Consider the following 17,991-nt stretch of genomic DNA (forward strand, 5'->3'; position numbering starts at 1 on the left):
TGGCTGGAACGAGCGCGAATGATCGACGTCGAAGACCTGATCGCGCTCGTCCGCAATTATAATCCAAAGACCGATGCGGATCTGATCCGGAAGGCCTATGCCTACGGAAAAGACATGCATGAAGGGCAGTTCCGGCATTCGGGCGAGCCCTATTTTTCGCATCCCGTCGCGGTGGCGGCGATCCTGACCGAGCAGCGTCTGGATGATGCGACAATCGTCACCGCCCTTCTGCACGACACGATCGAAGACACGCGCTCGACCTATGGCGAAGTGTCGGAGATGTTCGGCGAGCAGATCGCCGAGCTGGTCGATGGCGTCACCAAGCTGACCAACCTGCAACTCTCGAACGCGGCCTCGAAGCAGGCGGAGAACTTCCGCAAGCTGTTCATGGCGATGTCGAAAGACCTGCGGGTGATCCTCGTGAAGCTCGCCGACCGCCTGCACAACATGCGCACGATCCGCTCGATGCGGGCCGAAAAGCAGGCGCAGAAAGCGCGCGAGACGATGGAGATCTACGCGCCGCTCGCAGGCCGGATGGGGATGCAATGGATGCGCGAGGAGCTTGAAGACCTCGCCTTCAAGGTGCTCAACCCCGAGGCACGCACCTCGATCATTCGGCGCTTCGTCAGCCTGCAGAAGGAAACCGGCGATGTGATCCCGAAGATCACCGCCGACATCCGCGCGCTGCTCGAAGACGAGGATATCGACGCCGACGTCTTCGGGCGCGCGAAGCGGCCCTATTCGATCTGGCGCAAGATGGAGGAGAAGCAGCTCACCTTCTCGCGCCTGTCGGATATCTACGGTTTCCGCGTCATTACCCGCACCGAGATGGATTGCTACCGGGTGCTGGGCCTGATCCATCACCGCTGGCGCGCGGTGCCGACGCGGTTCAAGGATTACATCAGCCAGCCGAAGACCAACGGCTACCGCTCGATCCACACGACGGTTTCGGGGCGCGACGGCAAGCGCGTCGAGGTGCAGATCCGCACCCGGCAGATGCACGAAGTGGCCGAGGCCGGCGTCGCTGCGCACTGGTCCTATCGCGATGGCGAGCGGGCGCAGAACCCCTTCGCGGTCGATCCGGCGAAATGGCTCGCCTCGCTCAGCGAACGGTTCTCGGACCCCGACGGCGATGGCGATCACGACGAATTTCTCGAGAACGTCAAACTCGAGATGTATTCCGATCAGGTCTTCTGCTTCACGCCGAAAGGCGATGTGGTGAAGCTGCCGAAAGGCGCGACCCCGATCGATTTCGCCTATGCGATCCACACGCGGATCGGCAATAGCTGCGTCGGCGCGAAGGTCGACGGCATCCGCGTGCCGCTCTGGACCCGGTTGAAGAACGGCCAGTCGGTCGAGGTGATCACCGCCTCGGGCCAGCGCCCGCAGCTGACCTGGCTCGATATAGTGGCGACCGGGCGCGCCAAGGCCGCGATCCGCAAATCGCTGCGCGAAGAAGATCGCGACCGCTTCATCAAGCTGGGTCAGGAACTGGCGCGGGTGGCCTTCGAGCATGTCGGTCGCCGCGTGACCGAAAAGGCGCTGCGCACCGCCGGCAAGGCGCTGGGGATCGGCGATCAGGACGAGGTCTTGGCCCGGCTCGGCTCTGCCGAATTGGCGGCCTCGGACGTGCTCGACGCGCTTTACCCGGAGCTCGCCCAACGCCGCGAAGGCACCGAGATCGAGCCGACCCGCGCCGTTCTGGGCCTCGGCGCCGATCAGAGCTTCCGCCGCGCCGATTGCTGCCAGCCGCTGCCGGGCGAGCGCATCGTCGGCATCACCTATCGCGGCAAGGGCGTGGTGATCCACGCGATCGATTGCCCCGCGCTCGAAGAGTTCGAGGATCAGCCCGAACGCTGGGTCGATCTGCATTGGAAAACCGGGCAACACCCGCCCGCCTACACCGCGACCCTGAAGGTCACGATCTCGAACGATGCGGGCGTGCTGGGACATATCTGCACATTGATCGGTCAGCAGAAGGCAAATATTTCGGACCTCGACTTTGTGGAGCGCAAGCCGGACTTCTATTCGGTTCTCGTCGAGGTCGAACTGTGCGATGCAGAACATATGCATCGCCTGCTTACCGCCTTGGAGGCGGAGAGCGACGTGGCACAGGTGGAGCGGATCAGAAACCTGTCGCGCAAACCCTGACGCACACGGCGCAGGGGGGAGAAAGGACGGCGGCGTGGTCTTCAGACGACGCGAAAAACGGGGGGTTTGGGCCAACCTGCGCGAGGCGATCTGGCCGCGTTCGGGCTGGTCCCGCGCTTTCCAATACGTCAAGCACAGGGTCAACCGGCTTCCCGACCGACCGCACCGGATCGCGCGTGGCGTCTGGGCCGGGGTCCTGGTCTCGTTCACGCCGCTGTTCGGATTTCACTTCGTCAGCGCCGCCGCCGTGGCCTGGATCATGCGCGGCAATATCCTCGCCGCGATCCTCGCCACGTTCTTCGGCAACCCGGTCACCTTCCCGATCATCGCGGTCTTCTCGACCAAACTGGGGCACAAGATCCTGGGCGACCGGCTCGATCATGGTGGAGAGCCCGAAAGCCTGCTGCAGACCTTTCAGGCGGCGAGCCACGATCTGCTGCATAACTTCTGGGCGATGTTCACGCCCGAGCGCGCGGAATGGAGCGGGCTGGAGCGGTTCTTCACCGATGTCTGGTTGCCCTATCTGATCGGCGGGATCGGTCCCGGCGTGATCGCGGCGACGATCTGCTACTACGTGTCGCTACCGATCATCACCGCCTATCAGAACCGCCGCCGCAGCAAGCTGAAGTCGCGGCTGGAGAAGATACGGGCGAAGATCAAGCGCGAGGAACGCGCGGCGGCGGGGAAAGCAGAGAACCCCGAAGATTGAGTAGGGCTCAGGCCTGCGCTTCGCCTGCGCCCGCTTCGCTCAGCGCATAGCCGCGGCGCTGCGCTCGGCGACGAAACCGCTCCGCCGCATGGACCGCGTCGCGCAGGTTGGAAAACCACCGCAGACAGGACGCCCCGGTCTGGCCCTGCAGGCCCCATTCGCGCAGCACGGTATATTCCCCGAACAGGTTGTCGGAGACTTCCACGCGATAGAACCGTCGCGACGTCGGCGTGTGAAGAAGGAGATTGAGCATGGCAGTGCCCCTGTATCCCGATTTCGTGAAGTGAATCAGAGCGGGGCGGTTTTGGCCAGCGAAAAGAGGTTAACGCCTTGATGTCCGCGCTAGAGGCGGTGTCGTCAGCTCCAGCGAACCTCGCCCAGAAAAATATAGCCCGCGCCGTAGATCGTCTTGATAAGGCGCGGATTTTTCGGGTCTTCGCCAAGCTTCGTGCGCAGCCGCGAGATCCGCACATCCATCGCCCGGTCGAAGCTCTCGCCTGCCGCGCCGCCCAAGCTTTCCTGCATCTGCGCGCGGGTGATCAGTCGGTTCGGGCTTTCCAGAAACAGCCGAAGCACTTCGCCTTCGGCATGGGAGAACGAGGTTTCGGCCCCGTCCTCCGCCACCAGAAGGTAGCGGTCGAAATGTGCGGTCCAGCCTGCGAAATGGGCGGTCTGCGCCTGTGCTGGGCCTTCGCTGCGTCCCTTGCGCAGGCGCGCACGGATGCGGGCCACCACCTCGGCCGGATCGAAGGGTTTGATGATGTAGTCATCCGCGCCAAGTTCCAGCCCCGTCACCCGGTCCTGCACCTGCGCGCGGCCCGAGATGATGATGATCGCAGCGCCCGATTCCAGCGCCAGCCGATGCACCAGCGCCAGCCCGTCACGGTCGGGCAGGCCCAGATCGACGAGGCAGACATCGGGCGAGGAGCGCTTCAGCCCGGCTTCGAACTCGGTCGCGCGGCCGTAGCAGGTTGTGCGGAACCCGGCCTCTTCGAGCGCGTCGGAGAGCATCCGGCGGATTTCGGGCTCGTCGTCGAGGATCGCGACAAGGGGATGGTCGGCACTCATCGAGGCACTCCCGCAAGCAGCGCCGCAAGCTGCGCGGCGGTAAAGGGTTTCTGAAGGACCGGGCAGGGGGCCTGCGCGCGCAGCGCATCGCCCGGCGGCAGCGAGGTCATCAGGATCATGGGAACCTGATTGCGGATTTTGCGGGCGAGATCCACCCCGCTGCGCGGTCCGGGCAGCTGGATATCCGACAGGACCAGCGCGATGTCGGGCAGGTTCAGCAGGGCTTCGGCCTCGGCGATCGTGCCCGCCTCGACGACCGTGTGATCCATCGCGCGCAGCATGTCTCGGGTGCTGGCGCGAATGTCCTCGTCATCCTCGACCAAGAGCACCATCATCGGCTCGGCTTGGCGGGCGGCGGGTTTCAGCGGCAGGCGCATCGTGACGCGCGCGCCGTCCTCGGTATTGGCCAGCCGCAGCGTGCCGCCCGCGAGCTTGGTCTGGTCATAGACCATCGACAGGCCGAGCCCGGAGCCTTCATTGCCCTTGGTCGTGAAGAACGGATCGAGCGCATGTTCGAGCGCCTCCTCCGAGAATCCGCCGCCCTGATCGGTCACGGCGATCTCGACCCATGTATCGCGCACCGCACGGGCCTCGATCCGGATCGTGCCGCCCTCGCCGCGCATCGCGTGATTGGCGTTCAGGATCAGGTTCAGCAGGCTGTCCTGCAACGGGCCGGGATCGAGCAGGATCGGGTCTTTCAGATCGCTATTGTCGAAATCGAGCGTCACCGGATCATGCAGGGTCGGTCCTGCCATCGCGGCGAGATCGTCGAAGAGGTCGTCCAGCACGACGGCCTGCGGGCGCAGCTCGCGCGGGCCCGAGATCGCGGCGATCCGGTCGAGAAGGGTGCCGCCGCGCCGCGCCGCGCCAAGGGTCGCCCGGATCGCGTCCTGCGCGTCGGCGGGCAGCCCCTCCATCCGTTCGAGCCGCCCCTGCAGGCCGAGGATGATCGTCAGCAGATTGGCGAAGTCATGCGCGAGCCCCGACGACAGCTGCGCGGCCAATTCGCGCTTCGCGGATTGCGCGAGCGCCGCGCGGGCCTGCGCCTCATGCGTGACGTCGGTGGAGAGGATGTAGACCCCGCTCACCTCGTTCTTGCTGGCAAGATCGGGCGTCAGCGCGACGCGGATGCGCCGGCCCGACGGGTCATGCGTGATTTCGACGACGCTCGCCTCGCCCGCCAGCGCGCGCCGAAAGCCGGGTGTGATCTTGCGATAGGTCTCGGGGCCGAGCGCCTCGCTCGCGTGATGGCCGACCGCATTGGCGAGCGAGCCGGGCATTACGGTCGACAGGCGGCGGTTGGAAAAGGTGTAGATCAGGTTGCGATCGACCCGCGCGATATGGGCGGGCATCATCTCGGTCACCTGCCGCGTGCGGGCTTCGGTGATCGCCAGCTGGCGCGAGGTTTCCTCCAGCGCCATGTTGGTCGCGGCCAGTTCCCGGTTCGCAGCTGCCAGCGCCTCGGCATGGTCGAGGAGTTGGTCCGACAATTCCTCGGACCGCGCGCGCAACAGCGCCTCTTGCCGCTTCACCGGCGTGATATCGGTATAGACCGTGACCCAGCCGCCTTCGGGCAGCGGCGCGCCCTCGACCGAGATCGTGCGCCCGTTCGCCCGCTGGCGCTCCATGTAATGGGCCTCGAAGGCGCGGGCGGTCTCGACCCGCTCGCGGACGGCGGCTTCGATGTCGTCGACCTCGCCATATTCGCCCCGCGTGACGAGGAAGCGAATCGTATCCTCGAAGGTGGTTCCCGGCTGGGTCAGCGTGTCGGGCAGGTCGAACATCAGCTGATATTGGCGGTTCGACACGGCGAGCCGCAGATCGCTGTCGAAGATCGACAGCGCCTGTCCGATCAGGTTCAGCCCCGCCTGTGTCAGCCGCTCGCGGCTCGTTTCGCTCACCTCGCCCCTCCCGCTCCTTGGCTTTTGCTACCACCGGCGGGCGGCGCGGCAAAGCGTGTTTCGCGGCGACGCGAGGTCGTAAGAATTCGTTACAATCACGAAAAGATCACGAAAACTTTGACATGGACTGTCGAGCTATGCCGAACTGTGCGCGGAGGAGCGCCCGGGGCGGTCGAGGGACGCCGGACATACCGGCGCGAGGGAGGAAAATTTGGCTGACGCAGTCGCGAAGGGGCAGGAATCTGCCCAATCGATTCCTGCGCTTTTGGCGCGGAACGTGGCCCGATATGGTGGCTACCCCGCCTATCGCGAAAAGGAATTCGGGATCTGGCAGAGCTGGAGCTGGGCCGAAGCGGCCGAGAAAATCCGCGCGATGGCGCTGGGCTTCCTGAGCCTCGGCGTGGAACGGGGCGATTATATCGCCATCATCGGGCGCAACCGCCCCATGCATTACTGGTCAATGGTCGCGGCGCAGATGTGCGGCGCGATTCCGGTGCCGCTCTATCAGGACGCGGCGGCCGACGAGATGGCCTATGTGATGGAGCATTGCGGCGCGCGCTTCGTCGTCTGCGGCGATCAGGAGCAGGTCGACAAGATCGTCGAGATCGAGGACCGCATCCACGCGATCACCCATGTCACCTACACCGACAAGCGCGGCATGCGGAAATACGACCATTCGCGCATGAACGCGCTGGAGGACGTGCAGGCCGAGGGTCGCGCGGGTCATTCGCGCTACGAGGCCGAGCTGGACAAGCGCATCGCCGAGCTGACCTATGACAGCACCTGCGTGATGCTCTACACCTCGGGCACGACTGGGAAGCCGAAGGGCGTGGTCCTGTCGAACCGCAACATCATCGAGACCGCCAAGGCGTCCTCGGAATTCGATCACCTGAATCATAACGACGAGGTTCTGGCCTACCTGCCGATGGCATGGGTGGGCGATTTCATCTTCTCGATCGGGCAGGCCTATTGGTCGGGCTTCACCGTGAACTGCCCGGAAAGCCCCGAGACGATGATGATCGACCTGCGCGAGATCGGGCCGACCTATTTCTTCGCGCCGCCGCGGGTCTTCGAGAACCAGCTGACCTCGGTGATGATCCGCATGGAAGACGCGGGCAAGCTGAAGAAGAAGCTGTTCGATCACTACATGAAGGTCGCGCGCGAAGTCGGTCCCGACATTCTCGACGGCAAGCCCGTCAGCTTCGGCAAGCGGATGTCCTATGCGCTGGGCAATTTCTTCGTGTATGGCCCGCTCAAGAACACGTTGGGCTTCTCGCGCATCCGCGTCGGCTACACGGCGGGCGAGGCGATCGGGCCGGAGATCTTCTCCTTCTACCGCTCGCTCGGGATTAACCTGAAGCAGCTCTACGGTCAGACCGAGGCGTCGGTCTTCATCACCCAGCAGCCCGATGGCGAAGTGCGCGCCGATACGGTGGGCGTGCCGTCTCCGGGCGTCGAGGTGAAGATCGCCGACAATGGCGAGGTGTTCTATCGCAGCCCCGGCACCTTCGTGGAGTATTACAAGAACGCTGAGAGCACGGCCTCGACCAAGGACCCGGAAGGCTGGGTCGCGACGGGCGATGCGGGCTTCTTCGAGGAAGACACCGGGCATTTGCGGATCATCGACCGCGCCAAGGACGTGGGCAAGATGGCCGACGGTCGCCTGTTCGCGCCGAAATATGTCGAGAACAAGCTGAAGTTCTACCCCTCGATCCTCGAGGCTGTGGTGTTCGGCGCAGGCAAGGACCGGTGCACGGCTTTCATCAATATCGACCTCACCGCGGTCGGCAACTGGGCCGAGCGCAACAACATCTCCTACGCCTCCTATCAGGAGCTTGCGGGCCATCCGCGCGTCTATGAGATGATCCGCGAGCATGTCGAAGAGGTGAACGAAAGCATCGCCGAAGACCCGATGCTCTCGGGCTGTCAGGTCCATCGCTTCCTGATCCTGCACAAGGAACTCGACGCCGATGACGGCGAGATGACCCGCACCCGCAAGGTGCGTCGCAACGTGATCGCCGAGAAGTTCAACGACCTGATCGAGGCGCTCTATGACGGGCGCGACGAGATCTACACCGAAACGGAAGTGACCTACGAGGACGGGCGCAAAGGCTCGATCAAGGCGACGCTGAAGATCGCCGACGCGAAGGTCGTGGCCCCGAAACAGATGGCGGAGGCGGCGGAATGAAAGACATGAACGAAGGTTACGTCACCGCCGACGGCCGCCAGATCGGCGGGGTCATCATGGAGATGAAGAACATCACGCTGCGCTTCGGCGGGGTGGTGGCGATCAAGGATATCTCCTTCGACATCCGCGAGGGCGAGATTCGCGCGATCATCGGGCCGAACGGCGCGGGGAAATCCTCGATGCTGAACGTCATCTCGGGCTTCTATATCCCGACCGAAGGCGAGGTGTTCTACAAAGACATCAAGCGCGGCCCGATGAAGCCCTATCAGGTCGCGCGCCTCGGTATCGCGCGCACCTTCCAGAACATCGCGTTGTTCGACGGCATGTCGGTGCTCGACAACATCATGACCGGCCGGCTGACCCATATGAAGAAGGGTCTCATGTCGCAGGCGGGCTGGTGGTGGACGGGTGCCGCCGCCGAGGAGCACGAGAACCGCGAGAAGGTCGAGAAGATCATCGACTTTCTCGAGATCCAGAATATCCGGAAAACACCGGTGGGACGTCTGCCCTACGGCCTGAAGAAGCGGGTGGAGTTGGCGCGCGCATTGGCCGCCGAGCCGAAAATCCTTCTGCTCGACGAGCCGATGGCCGGGATGAACGTCGAAGAGAAAGAGGACATGAGCCGCTTCATCCTCGACGTGAACGACGAATTCGGCACCACCATCGTCCTGATCGAACACGATATGGGCGTCGTGATGGACCTCTCCGACCGCGTGGTCGTGATGGATTACGGCAAGAAGATCGGTGACGGCACGCCCGACGAGGTGCGCAGCAATCAAGACGTGATCGACGCCTATCTGGGGGTGGCCCATGACTGAGACCACCCGCATCGCAATTCAGACATCGGAGGCGCGTCATGCCTGATATCGTTCTCTATGCCGTCGAGGTGACGCTGAACGGCCTGATGGCAGGGGTGCTCTATGCGCTCGTGGCGCTGGGCTTCGTGCTGATCTTCAAAGCCTCTGGCATCTTCAACTACGCGCAGGGTGTGCTCGCGCTCTTTGCCGCGCTGACGCTGGTCGGCATCCAGAAGGGGCAAGTGCCCTTCGCCCATCTCATCAACGCGATGACGGGCAATCACTACACGAATTTCCCGTGGGAGGTTCCGGCAATCGTCGCGATCCTGCTGGCGGCGGCCGTGATGGTGGTCCTCGCGATCATCATCGAGAAAGTGGTGCTCAAGCATCTGGTGAACCAGGCGCCGATCATCCTCTTCATGGCGACGATCGGGATGGCCTATTTCCTCGAAGGCTTCGGGGACGTGATGTGGGGCTCTGACATCAAGACGCTCGATGTGGGGCTGCCGCAGGGCATTAACGAGACCATCGACACCGTCACCTACAACATGTTCGGCTACGGCTTCTTCATCGACAATCTCGATATCGTGGCGGCGATCGTTGCGGTGCTGCTGGTGTCGGCGCTGACCGTGTTCTCGCAATACTCCAAGCAGGGCCGGGCGCTGCGCGCGGTGGCCGACGATCACCAGGCCGCGCTGTCGGTCGGGATCTCGCTGCGCTTCATCTGGATCCTTGTCTGGTCGATCGCGGGCTTCGTGGCGCTGGTCGCGGGCATCATGTGGGGCTCGAAATCGGGTGTGCAGTTCTCGCTGTCGCTGATCGCGCTCAAGGCGCTTCCGGTGCTGATGCTGGGCGGCTTCACCTCGATCCCGGGCGCCATCGTCGGCGGTCTGATCATCGGTGTGGGCGAGAAACTGTTCGAACTGCTGATCGGGGCGCCCTTCCTGGGTGGCGCGACCGAGAACTGGTTCGCCTATGTGCTCGCGCTCGTCTTCCTCGTCTTCCGGCCGCAGGGCCTGTTCGGCGAGAAGATCATCGAGAGGGTCTGACCGATGATCACGACGCTTTCACGCCACGGTGAAAAATTCCTTGATCGAGCCGCAGGGGTGCGACAAGCTGCCACATGTCGTGGCGTCAAGGGGAGGGGAGCCCAGTGTCGTCGCGCTGATGTGACGATCATTGGGAGGACCGTTACCGATGAAGACCTGTGCAACCGTGTTCACGATTGGCTGGGGAGCCGCGCTCGCATTCGGATGGATCGCGCTGGCCGCGCCGCCGGAAGAACCGACCACCTTGCAAACACTGAATATCGTGCTGGCCGCCTTGGGGGCGGGAGCCGGGCTCTGGGCCTGGGTGAGGATCCGGCGCGGCAACTGCTGACGGGAGACGACGCGCTCTCCCTGACGAAAGGGAGAGGCTGATGTTTTACCGCGAAGCAGGTGATTTCAAGACATCCTACCGGGAGGACAGTCAGACCTTTCCGATCAAATTCGACCGGCTGCGCTATTACGCGGTGCTGGTGGTCGCTTTCGGGATCGTGCCGCTGTTCATCAATGACTACTGGGCGAACGCGGTCGCGGTGCCCTTCCTGATCTACGCCATCGCGGCGATCGGGCTGAACATCCTCGTGGGCTATGCGGGGCAGGTCAGCCTTGGCACCGGGGGCTTCATGGCTGTGGGCGCCTATGCCGTCTACAAGCTGATGACGGCCTTCCCTGACATCAACATCTTCTTCCACGTCATCATCGCGGGGTTCATCACCGCCGCTGTGGGCGTGATCTTCGGCCTGCCGAGCCTGCGCATCAAAGGGTTCTACCTCGCGGTGGCGACGCTGGCGGCGCAGTTCTTCCTCGTCTGGCTCTTCAACAAGGTGCCGTGGTTCTACAACTACTCGGCCTCGGGTCAGATCAACGCGCCCGAGCGCACCGTCTTCGGCGTCTTCGTGACCGGCGCGCAGACCTCGGCGATGGCGAAATACATGTTCTGCCTGGTGATGCTGACGCTGGTGGCGCTGGTCGCGCGGAACCTGACGCGCGGCACGGTGGGGCGCAAATGGATGGCGATCCGCGACATGGATATCGCCGCCGAGATCATCGGTGTGAACCCGCTGACGACGAAACTGTCGGCCTTCGCGGTCAGCTCCTTCTTCATCGGCATCGCCGGCGCGCTGTTCTTCGCTGTCTACCTTGGCGCGGCGGAAGTGGGCGAAGCCTTCGGCATCCAGAAGTCCTTCCTGATCCTCTTCATGGTGATCATCGGCGGTCTGGGCTCGATCTTCGGCTCGTTTGCGGGCGCTGCCTTCCTCGTGCTGCTGCCGGTCTTCCTGAAGAACGTGCTCGTCGGCACGCTCGGTTGGCCCACGGACCTCGCCGCGCATATCGAACTGATGATCGTCGGCGGGCTGATCGTGGCCTTCCTGATCGCGGAACCGCATGGCCTCGCGCAGCTCTGGCGCGTCGCGAAAGAAAAACTCCGGCTTTGGCCCTTCCCGCACTGACGGCCGGGCCGCCCAACACAAAGAACCGGGACACGCCCGGCGCAACACTCGAACATTCTGGGAGGAGAACCGAATGAAGAAGACCCTAACCGCACTGGTCGCGGCGGCGATGACGCTGACCACGGCCCCGGCTTTCGCCGAACTGGTGGTGCCGAACCTCAGCTATCGCACCGGGCCCTATGCCGCGAATGGCATTCCCTATGCCGATGGCTTCAACGACTATTTCACCCTGCTCAACGAGCGTGACGGCGGCATCGGCGGCGAGATGGTTGCGACCCCCGAATGCGAAACCGCCTACAACACCGAGAAGGGCGTGGAATGCTACGAGTCGACCAAGGGCGAAGGCGCGCTGGCCTATAACCCGCTCTCGACCGGCATCACCTATCAGCTGATCCCGAAGGTCACCGCTGACGGCATCACGCTCTACACCCCGGGCTACGGCCGCACCTCGGCCGCGAACGGCAAGGTGTTCAAGTGGGTCTTCAACTTCCCGGCCAACTACTGGGATGGCGCCTCGGTCGCGATCAAACACATCATTGATCAGGAAGGTGGTGACATCAGCGGTAAGAAAATCGCGCTGGTCTATCACAACTCCGCCTATGGCAAGGAGCCGATCCGCACGCTCGAAGAGCTGACCAAGAAGCACGGTTTCGAGCTTTCGACCCTGCCCGTCGACCACCCCGGTCAGGAGCAGAAGTCGCAATGGCTGCAGATCCGTCGTGACAAGCCCGACTATGTCCTGATGTGGGGCTGGGGCGTCATGAACCAGGTCGCCATCCAGGAAGCCGTGAACATCCGCTTCCCGATGGATCACTTCATCGGCGTCTGGTGGTCGGGTTCGGAGAACGACGTGGCCCCGGCAGGCGACAAGGCCTCGGGCTACAAGGCGCTCTCGTTCCACGGCACCGGCATGGACTACCCGGTCTATGCGGACCTCAAGCAATATGTCGTCGATGCCGGCAAGGCGTCGGGCGCAGGCGATCAGGTCGGCACGATGCTCTATTCGCGCGGCATGTACGCGGCGATGATCATCTCGGAAGCGATCCGCAAAGCGCAGGAGATGGCCGGCAAGTCGAACGTCAACGCCGCGGAAGTGCGCGACGGTTTTGAAAACCTCGACCTCACCGAAGCCCGTCTGGAAGAGCTCGGCCTGCCGAACTTCGCCCAGCCGATCAAGGCGAGCTGCGAGAACCACGGGGGCCCCGGCTCCGCCAAGGTCTTCCAGTGGGATGCCGGTGCGAAGAAGTGGAACGAAGCCTCTGACTGGATCGAATCCGACAAGGACGTGCTGAACCCGCTGATCGAAGAAGATTCCGCAGCCTTCGCTTCGGAAAACAACATCACCGACCAGTGTAACTGATCGAAAACGGCCTCCGGCGCGCGCCGCCGGGGGCCACCCCAACGTCCCGGAGGGAACCATGCTCGACGCTTCGAAAACCGATAACACCCTTCTCGAGGTCAACAATATCGAGGTGATCTACAATCACGTCATCCTCGTGCTGAAAGGGGTGAGCCTGAGCGTGCCCAAGGGCGGGATCACCGCGCTTCTGGGCGGCAACGGCGCGGGCAAGACGACGACGCTCAAGGCGATCTCCAACCTGCTCAAATCCGAGCGCGGCGAGGTGACGAAAGGCTCGATCACCTATCGCGGCGAACGGGTGCAGGACGGCTCCCCCGCCGATCTGGTCCGCAAGGGCGTGATCCAGGTGATGGAGGGACGCCATTGCTTCGAACACCTGACCGTCGAGGAAAACCTGCTGACCGGCGCCTATACCCGCAAGGACGGGCGCGCCGCGATCCAGGCCGACCTCGAGATGGTCTACGACTACTTCCCGCGCCTCAAGGAGCGCCGCAAATCGCAGGCGGGCTATACCTCGGGCGGGGAGCAGCAGATGGTCGCGATGGGCCGTGCGCTGATGAGCCGCCCTGAGACGATCTTGCTGGACGAACCCTCGATGGGTCTCGCGCCGCAGCTGGTGGAGCAGATCTTCGAGATCGTGAAATCGGTCAACGAGAACGAGGGCGTGACCTTCCTTCTGGCCGAGCAGAACACCAATGTCGCGCTGCGCTACGCCCATTACGGCTACATTCTGGAGAGCGGGCGCATCGTGATGGACGGTCCCGCCAAGGAATTGCGCGAGAACCCGGACGTGAAGGAATTCTACCTCGGCATGTCCGACGAAGGCCGCAAGAGCTTCCGCGACGTGCGCAGCTACCGCCGCCGCAAGCGCTGGCTGGCGTAACGGTAACTTGTTGATTCAATTGAATTGCTGCGCAGCATTTTGGACGCGGCACAGGGGCGGTTTGTCCGCTGAATGGAAAGGGTCGAGAGATGCGCGAACATTTCGACGAATTGGAAACCCGCAGCGCCGACGCGCGTGAGGCCTCTCTGGCGGAGTGCCTGCCGGCTCTGATCGGTGCGGCGATGAAGGCTCCGGGGATCGCGGCGCATCTGCAAGGCGTCGATCCGAGCGCGATCACCTCGAGCGAGGCGCTCGCGAAGCTGCCGGTGCTGCGCAAGTCCGACCTTGGCGCGGCGCAGAAAGGCGCGCCGCCCTTCGGCGGGCTGGTCACGAAACCCGCCCATGCCTTCGCGCATATCTTCCAGTCTCCCGGCCCGATCTACGAGCCCGGCGATACCAGCCACAACTGGTGGCGGCTGGGGCGCTTCGTCCATGCCGCGGGCGTCGGTCCCGGCGATATCGTGCAGAACTGCTTCGGCTATCACCTCACCCCCGCGGGCATGATGTTCGAGAATGCCGCGCGCACGGTGGGCGCCGCCGTTCTGCCTGCAGGCACCGGCCAGACCGAACTGCAGGTCCGCGCCGCCGTCGATATCGGCACCACGACTTACGCGGGCACGCCCGATTACCTGCGCATCATTCTCGAGAAGGCCGAGGAGATGGGCGAGGCCCTGAAAATCACGAAGGCCACCGTGTCGGGCGGCGCGCTCTTCCCGTCTCTGCGTCAGGATTATGCGGATCGCGGCATCGCCTGCCTGCAATGCTACGCCACTGCCGATCTGGGCAATATCGCCTATGAGAGCGCCGCGATGGAGGGGATGATCGTGGATGAGGGCGTGATCGTCGAGATCGTCCGCCCCGGCACCGGCGATCCGGTGGCCCCCGGCGAGGTGGGCGAAGTCGTCGTGACCACGCTCAATCCCGACTACCCGCTGATCCGCTTCGCGACCGGCGATCTCTCGGCGGTGATGGAAGGCGTCAGCCCCTGCGGGCGCACCAATATGCGCATCAAAGGCTGGATGGGCCGCGCCGATCAAACCACCAAGATCAAGGGCATGTTCGTCCGTCCCGAGCAGGTCGCCAGCTTCGTCTCGGCCCATGCAGAGGTGCAAAAGGCCCGTGTCATCGCCACCCGCGATGGCGAGATGGACGTGATGACCGTGCAGATCGAAACCGAGGCCGACGATCCCGCCCGTTTCGACGGTGGCATCCGCGAGGCGCTGAAGATGAAGGGCGTGATCGAACTGGTGTCGCCCGGCTCTTTGCCCAATGATGGGAAGGTCATCGACGACCAGCGGAAATACGACTGAGGAACCGCGCGTGCACTCAAGGGGTTTCTCCGGAAAGAGAGTGGAGGAACCCATGCGTAAACTTCTTCTGACAGGTGCCGCGATCGCGGCGCTTGGCCTTCCCGCCCATGCCGCCGATCTGGCGCTGGTGCTGGGCAATTCCGATTATCAGCGGATCGACGATCTTCGCTCGGGCACCGCGCTGACCGACAGCGAAGCAAAGCTGCAGACGGCGGGCTTCTCGGTGCTGATCGAGGATGATGCCGACGCGGCCGAAATCCGGTCCCGCTTCCGCGATTTCGTGACCCGCGCACCCGAGGCCGAGCGGCTGGTCGTGGCGCTCTCGGGCCGTTTTGTCCATTCCGACGGCGAGACGTGGTATCTGCCGGTCGACGCCCGCGACACCTCGCTGCCCGAAGCGGTGAGCGAGGCGCTGCCGCTGTCCGCGGTGATGACCGTGCTCGCCGCCCATCCGGGGCGTGCCGTTCTGCTGCTTGGGTCGGCGGATGACGCGGGCAATGGCCAGGGCCTGACCCAGCCTGGGATCGGGACGCTCGACATTCCGCAGGGCGTGACGGTGCTGCGCGGCAGCCCTAAGGATGTGGCCAGCCTGATGTCGGGCGATCTGACCGAGCCGGGTGCCTCGCTGATGCAGTCGGCGCAGTCCGAAGACCTGCGCGCGAGTGGCTACATGCCGCGGGATTTCGTACTGGTCACCGAGCCGACGGGCAAGAAACCCGCCCCGGTGAAGACCCCCGCGGCTGACCCGTCAGCCCCCTATTGGGACATGGCGCGTTCCGAGGACACGATCACCGCCTATCAGCTCTATCTCGACCGCTATCCGAATGGCACGAATGCGGCTCAGGCGAAGCAGCGTATCCAGCAACTGCGCGACGAGCCTCAGCGGCAAGCGAAGGCTACCGAAGAGGCGCTGAACCTCAGCCGCGATCAGAAGCGCGAGGTCCAACAGAACCTGACGATCCTGAAATTCGATCCGAAAGGCGTCGACGGAATCTTCGGGCCCGGCTCGCGCGGGGCGATCGCGCGCTGGCAGAAAGCCAACGGGTTTGATGATACGAGCTACCTTACCCGCGCGCAGCTTACCGCGCTGTCGGCGCAGGGCGAGAAACGCGCCGCCGAGCTGAAGGCCGAGGCCGAGGCCCGTCAGGCCAAGATCGATCAGCAGGACCGCGCCTACTGGGAGCAGACCGGCAAGGCGGGCGATGAGGCCGGGCTGCGCGCCTATCTCAAGAAATATCCTGACGGGCTGTTTGCGGAACTCGCGCAGGAGCGCCTCGACAAGATCGAAGCGGACCGCCGCGATGAAGCGCAGTCGGCCGATCGCGCTGACTGGGACGCCGCACGTAAAGCCGACACCATCGCCAGCTACCGTGACTATCTGGCAAGCCGCTCCGACCCGGCCTTCAAAGCTGAGGCCGAGGCACGCATCGCTGAGCTGCAGCAACAGAATCAGCAAAGCGATGCGATGAAGGAAGCCGCCGCAAAAGAGGCCGCCCTCAACCTGCCCGGCGTCGCGAAATCGCTGGTGGAGCAACGCCTTGCCCAGATGGGCCTGAAGCCCGGCAAGGTCGACGGTGTGTTCGACAAGGATACCCGCCGCGCGATTCGCCGCTATCAGACTGCAGGCGGGCTGGAAGCCACCGGCTATCTCGATCAGGCCACCGTGGCGCAGCTTCTGGCCGGGGCGATCGGCGCGCGCTAAGCGCCGATCCCTCTCAGCCTCGAAACGCTGAACAAAGGAAAAGGCCGCGCCGGGATATCCCTGGCGCGGCCTTTATTCGTTTCGGCTCGGCTGCCTCAGCCCTGACGGGCTTTGAAGCGCTTCTGCGTCTTGTTGATCACGTAGACGCGGCCTTTGCGGCGCACGACCTGGCAATCGCGATGACGCTGCTTGAGCGAGCGGAGCGAGTTGCGGACCTTCATCGGCCTTCTCCTGTATCGCGGCGCGCGGTGCGCCTTGAAAAACGAATGCCCCGGGCTTGCAAGCCGGGGGCGGTGAATAGATGGTGGGCGGTACTGGGATCGAACCAGTGGCCACTACGATGTCAACGTAGTGCTCTACCGCTGAGCTAACCGCCCACACCCGTGCGATCCCGTTTGATGCCTTTGATTCGCGCTTGCGGCTAGGCCGCGAAGGGAACCGAAAGGCGCGGTGTCGCGTCGGTCTGGGGGTCTATATAAAGAGTCGAAACGGCTTTCAAGAGGGTTTTGGCGTGAAAGCGTTCCAGTGTAAGATATTAGGCGATCATAAGAGGTTTCATGTCCGACAGCCCAGCCCTTTTGCCGCCGTTCCGGCTGGTTCGCCCCAAGGCGTTGCGGACGGCTGCGGTCTTCGCCTCGCCCCATTCCGGTGCGCAATACCCGCATAGCCTGCAGGAACGGGCCGTTCTGGACATGCTGCGCCTGCGGTCTTCCGAAGACGCATTCGTCGATGAGCTGCTGGCGGACGTTCCGCGATTCGGCGCGCCGCTTCTCTGCGCGCAGTATCCGAGGGCCTGGGTCGATCTCAACCGGGCGGAGGACGAACTTGATTCGGCGCTGATCGCCGGGCTGGACCGGGCGCATCCGGGGCCGCGCGTCGCTGCCGGTCTCGGGGTGATTCCCCGCGTGGTGTCCGGTGCGCGGGCGATCTATCGCGGCAAGATCCCGATGATCGAGGCCGAGGCGCGGATCAACCATGTCTGGCGGCCCTATCACGCGCAGCTCGAGTCGCTGATGGCCGAGGCGCATGGGGCTTTCGGGCAGGCGATCCTGCTCGACATGCATTCGATGCCGTCCGAGGCCTTGGCCGCGAGCGGGCCGCGCCGCGCGGAGATCGTGCTCGGCGATCGCTATGGCACCAGCGCCGACCGGGAGATCGTGCGCGAGATCGAACTGATCTTCGAAGGCGAAGGGCTGAACGTGGCGCGCAACAGCCCCTTTGCCGGGGCCTATATCACCCAGCGCTACGGGCATCCGCGCGAGGGGTATCACGCGATCCAGATCGAGATCGACCGCGCCCTCTACATGGATCAGCACCGCATCGCGCCGAACGAGAATTTCAATGCGTTCGCGGCGCTGATGAGCCGGGTGGCGCGTCAGATCGCTGATCTCGGGGCACATCCGCTGCGTCACGCAGCGGAGTAAA

Annotated in this window: 16 protein-coding genes and 1 tRNA gene; 12 read left to right on the top strand and 5 right to left on the bottom strand. The window is 63.9% G+C overall.

What is annotated here, in order from left to right:
- Positions 1-18 precede the first annotated feature (18 nt).
- The gene (locus tag BMI86_RS12625; RefSeq protein WP_078541709.1) at positions 19-2,151 is read left to right on the top strand and encodes a bifunctional (p)ppGpp synthetase/guanosine-3',5'-bis(diphosphate) 3'-pyrophosphohydrolase; all 2,133 of its coding nucleotides are present in this window, start codon (positions 19-21) and stop codon (positions 2,149-2,151) included.
- A gap of 34 nt (positions 2,152-2,185) precedes the next feature.
- The gene (locus BMI86_RS12630; RefSeq protein WP_078541710.1) at positions 2,186-2,860 is read left to right on the top strand and encodes a DUF2062 domain-containing protein; all 675 of its coding nucleotides are present in this window, start codon (positions 2,186-2,188) and stop codon (positions 2,858-2,860) included.
- 7 nt (positions 2,861-2,867) lie between these two features.
- On the opposite strand, the gene BMI86_RS12635 is transcribed toward BMI86_RS12630, so the two are convergent.
- The 3 genes from BMI86_RS12635 to BMI86_RS12645 form a co-directional block, all read right to left on the bottom strand.
- A complete protein-coding gene (locus BMI86_RS12635) occupies positions 2,868-3,113 on the bottom strand; it encodes a WGR domain-containing protein (protein WP_078541711.1) in 246 nt (81 codons plus the stop codon).
- 104 nt (positions 3,114-3,217) lie between these two features.
- On the bottom strand, positions 3,218-3,928 hold the full coding sequence (locus tag BMI86_RS12640; RefSeq protein ID WP_078541712.1) for a response regulator transcription factor: 711 nt from the start codon (positions 3,926-3,928) through the stop codon (positions 3,218-3,220).
- On the bottom strand, positions 3,925-5,829 hold the full coding sequence (locus BMI86_RS12645; RefSeq protein WP_078541713.1) for a PAS-domain containing protein: 1,905 nt from the start codon (positions 5,827-5,829) through the stop codon (positions 3,925-3,927). Before BMI86_RS12645 ends, BMI86_RS12640 begins: the two co-directional genes overlap by 4 nt.
- Before the next feature lie 211 nt (positions 5,830-6,040).
- Between BMI86_RS12645 and BMI86_RS12650 the strand changes: the two genes are divergently transcribed.
- From BMI86_RS12650 to BMI86_RS12690, 9 genes are all read left to right on the top strand, one after another.
- Positions 6,041-8,017: a long-chain fatty acid--CoA ligase gene (locus BMI86_RS12650; protein WP_078541714.1), complete on the top strand. Its 1,977-nt coding sequence runs from the start codon at positions 6,041-6,043 to the stop codon at positions 8,015-8,017.
- Positions 8,014-8,835 (top strand): ABC transporter ATP-binding protein, encoded by an 822-nt coding sequence (locus BMI86_RS12655; RefSeq protein WP_078541715.1) that lies wholly within the window; start codon positions 8,014-8,016, stop codon positions 8,833-8,835. Before BMI86_RS12650 ends, BMI86_RS12655 begins: the two co-directional genes overlap by 4 nt.
- A gap of 38 nt (positions 8,836-8,873) precedes the next feature.
- Positions 8,874-9,863 carry a branched-chain amino acid ABC transporter permease gene (locus BMI86_RS12660; RefSeq protein ID WP_078541716.1) on the top strand — a complete coding sequence of 330 codons (990 nt, stop codon included), beginning with the start codon at positions 8,874-8,876 and terminating at the stop codon, positions 9,861-9,863.
- 148 nt (positions 9,864-10,011) lie between these two features.
- The gene (locus BMI86_RS12665; protein WP_078541717.1) at positions 10,012-10,194 is read left to right on the top strand and encodes a hypothetical protein; all 183 of its coding nucleotides are present in this window, start codon (positions 10,012-10,014) and stop codon (positions 10,192-10,194) included.
- Between the two features lie 40 nt (positions 10,195-10,234).
- Complete coding sequence (locus BMI86_RS12670) at positions 10,235-11,311, top strand: branched-chain amino acid ABC transporter permease (RefSeq protein ID WP_078541718.1); 1,077 nt, start codon at positions 10,235-10,237, stop codon at positions 11,309-11,311.
- A gap of 73 nt (positions 11,312-11,384) precedes the next feature.
- A complete protein-coding gene (locus tag BMI86_RS12675; RefSeq protein WP_078541719.1) occupies positions 11,385-12,671 on the top strand; it encodes an ABC transporter substrate-binding protein in 1,287 nt (428 codons plus the stop codon).
- Between the two features lie 58 nt (positions 12,672-12,729).
- Positions 12,730-13,554, top strand: coding sequence for an ABC transporter ATP-binding protein (locus BMI86_RS12680; protein ID WP_078522368.1), 825 nt, complete (start codon positions 12,730-12,732; stop codon positions 13,552-13,554).
- Positions 13,555-13,643: 89 nt separating this feature from the next.
- On the top strand, positions 13,644-14,864 hold the full coding sequence (locus BMI86_RS12685) for an AMP-binding protein (protein ID WP_078541720.1): 1,221 nt from the start codon (positions 13,644-13,646) through the stop codon (positions 14,862-14,864).
- A 52-nt stretch (positions 14,865-14,916) separates the two neighbouring features.
- Complete coding sequence (locus tag BMI86_RS12690) at positions 14,917-16,566, top strand: peptidoglycan-binding protein (protein ID WP_168173851.1); 1,650 nt, start codon at positions 14,917-14,919, stop codon at positions 16,564-16,566.
- Positions 16,567-16,661: 95 nt separating this feature from the next.
- Here BMI86_RS12690 and ykgO read toward each other — a convergent pair whose 3' ends face one another.
- Together ykgO and BMI86_RS12700 are read right to left on the bottom strand one after the other, a co-directional pair.
- A complete protein-coding gene (ykgO, locus tag BMI86_RS12695) occupies positions 16,662-16,787 on the bottom strand; it encodes a type B 50S ribosomal protein L36 (protein WP_038074920.1) in 126 nt (41 codons plus the stop codon).
- A gap of 81 nt (positions 16,788-16,868) precedes the next feature.
- Positions 16,869-16,943, bottom strand: a tRNA-Val gene (locus tag BMI86_RS12700).
- A gap of 180 nt (positions 16,944-17,123) precedes the next feature.
- Here BMI86_RS12700 and BMI86_RS12705 point away from each other — a divergent pair.
- Complete coding sequence (locus tag BMI86_RS12705) at positions 17,124-17,990, top strand: N-formylglutamate amidohydrolase (protein WP_143594790.1); 867 nt, start codon at positions 17,124-17,126, stop codon at positions 17,988-17,990.
- Position 17,991 lies beyond the last annotated feature (1 nt).

Origin of the sequence: Thioclava sp. DLFJ5-1 (assembly GCF_002020115.1) — a bacterium.
GTDB lineage: Bacteria > Pseudomonadota > Alphaproteobacteria > Rhodobacterales > Rhodobacteraceae > Thioclava > Thioclava sediminum.

Coding starts and splice junctions, on each gene's coding strand:
- BMI86_RS12625 (WP_078541709.1), top strand. CDS start 19: ATGATCGACGTCGAAGACCTGATCGCGCTCGTCCGCAATTATAATCCA.
- BMI86_RS12635 (WP_078541711.1), bottom strand. CDS start 3,113: ATGCTCAATCTCCTTCTTCACACGCCGACGTCGCGACGGTTCTATCGC.
- BMI86_RS12640 (WP_078541712.1), bottom strand. CDS start 3,928: ATGAGTGCCGACCATCCCCTTGTCGCGATCCTCGACGACGAGCCCGAA.
- BMI86_RS12655 (WP_078541715.1), top strand. CDS start 8,014: ATGAAAGACATGAACGAAGGTTACGTCACCGCCGACGGCCGCCAGATC.
- BMI86_RS12660 (WP_078541716.1), top strand. CDS start 8,874: ATGCCTGATATCGTTCTCTATGCCGTCGAGGTGACGCTGAACGGCCTG.
- BMI86_RS12665 (WP_078541717.1), top strand. CDS start 10,012: ATGAAGACCTGTGCAACCGTGTTCACGATTGGCTGGGGAGCCGCGCTC.
- BMI86_RS12670 (WP_078541718.1), top strand. CDS start 10,235: ATGTTTTACCGCGAAGCAGGTGATTTCAAGACATCCTACCGGGAGGAC.
- BMI86_RS12675 (WP_078541719.1), top strand. CDS start 11,385: ATGAAGAAGACCCTAACCGCACTGGTCGCGGCGGCGATGACGCTGACC.
- BMI86_RS12680 (WP_078522368.1), top strand. CDS start 12,730: ATGCTCGACGCTTCGAAAACCGATAACACCCTTCTCGAGGTCAACAAT.
- BMI86_RS12685 (WP_078541720.1), top strand. CDS start 13,644: ATGCGCGAACATTTCGACGAATTGGAAACCCGCAGCGCCGACGCGCGT.
- BMI86_RS12690 (WP_168173851.1), top strand. CDS start 14,917: ATGCGTAAACTTCTTCTGACAGGTGCCGCGATCGCGGCGCTTGGCCTT.
- ykgO (WP_038074920.1), bottom strand. CDS start 16,787: ATGAAGGTCCGCAACTCGCTCCGCTCGCTCAAGCAGCGTCATCGCGAT.
- BMI86_RS12705 (WP_143594790.1), top strand. CDS start 17,124: ATGTCCGACAGCCCAGCCCTTTTGCCGCCGTTCCGGCTGGTTCGCCCC.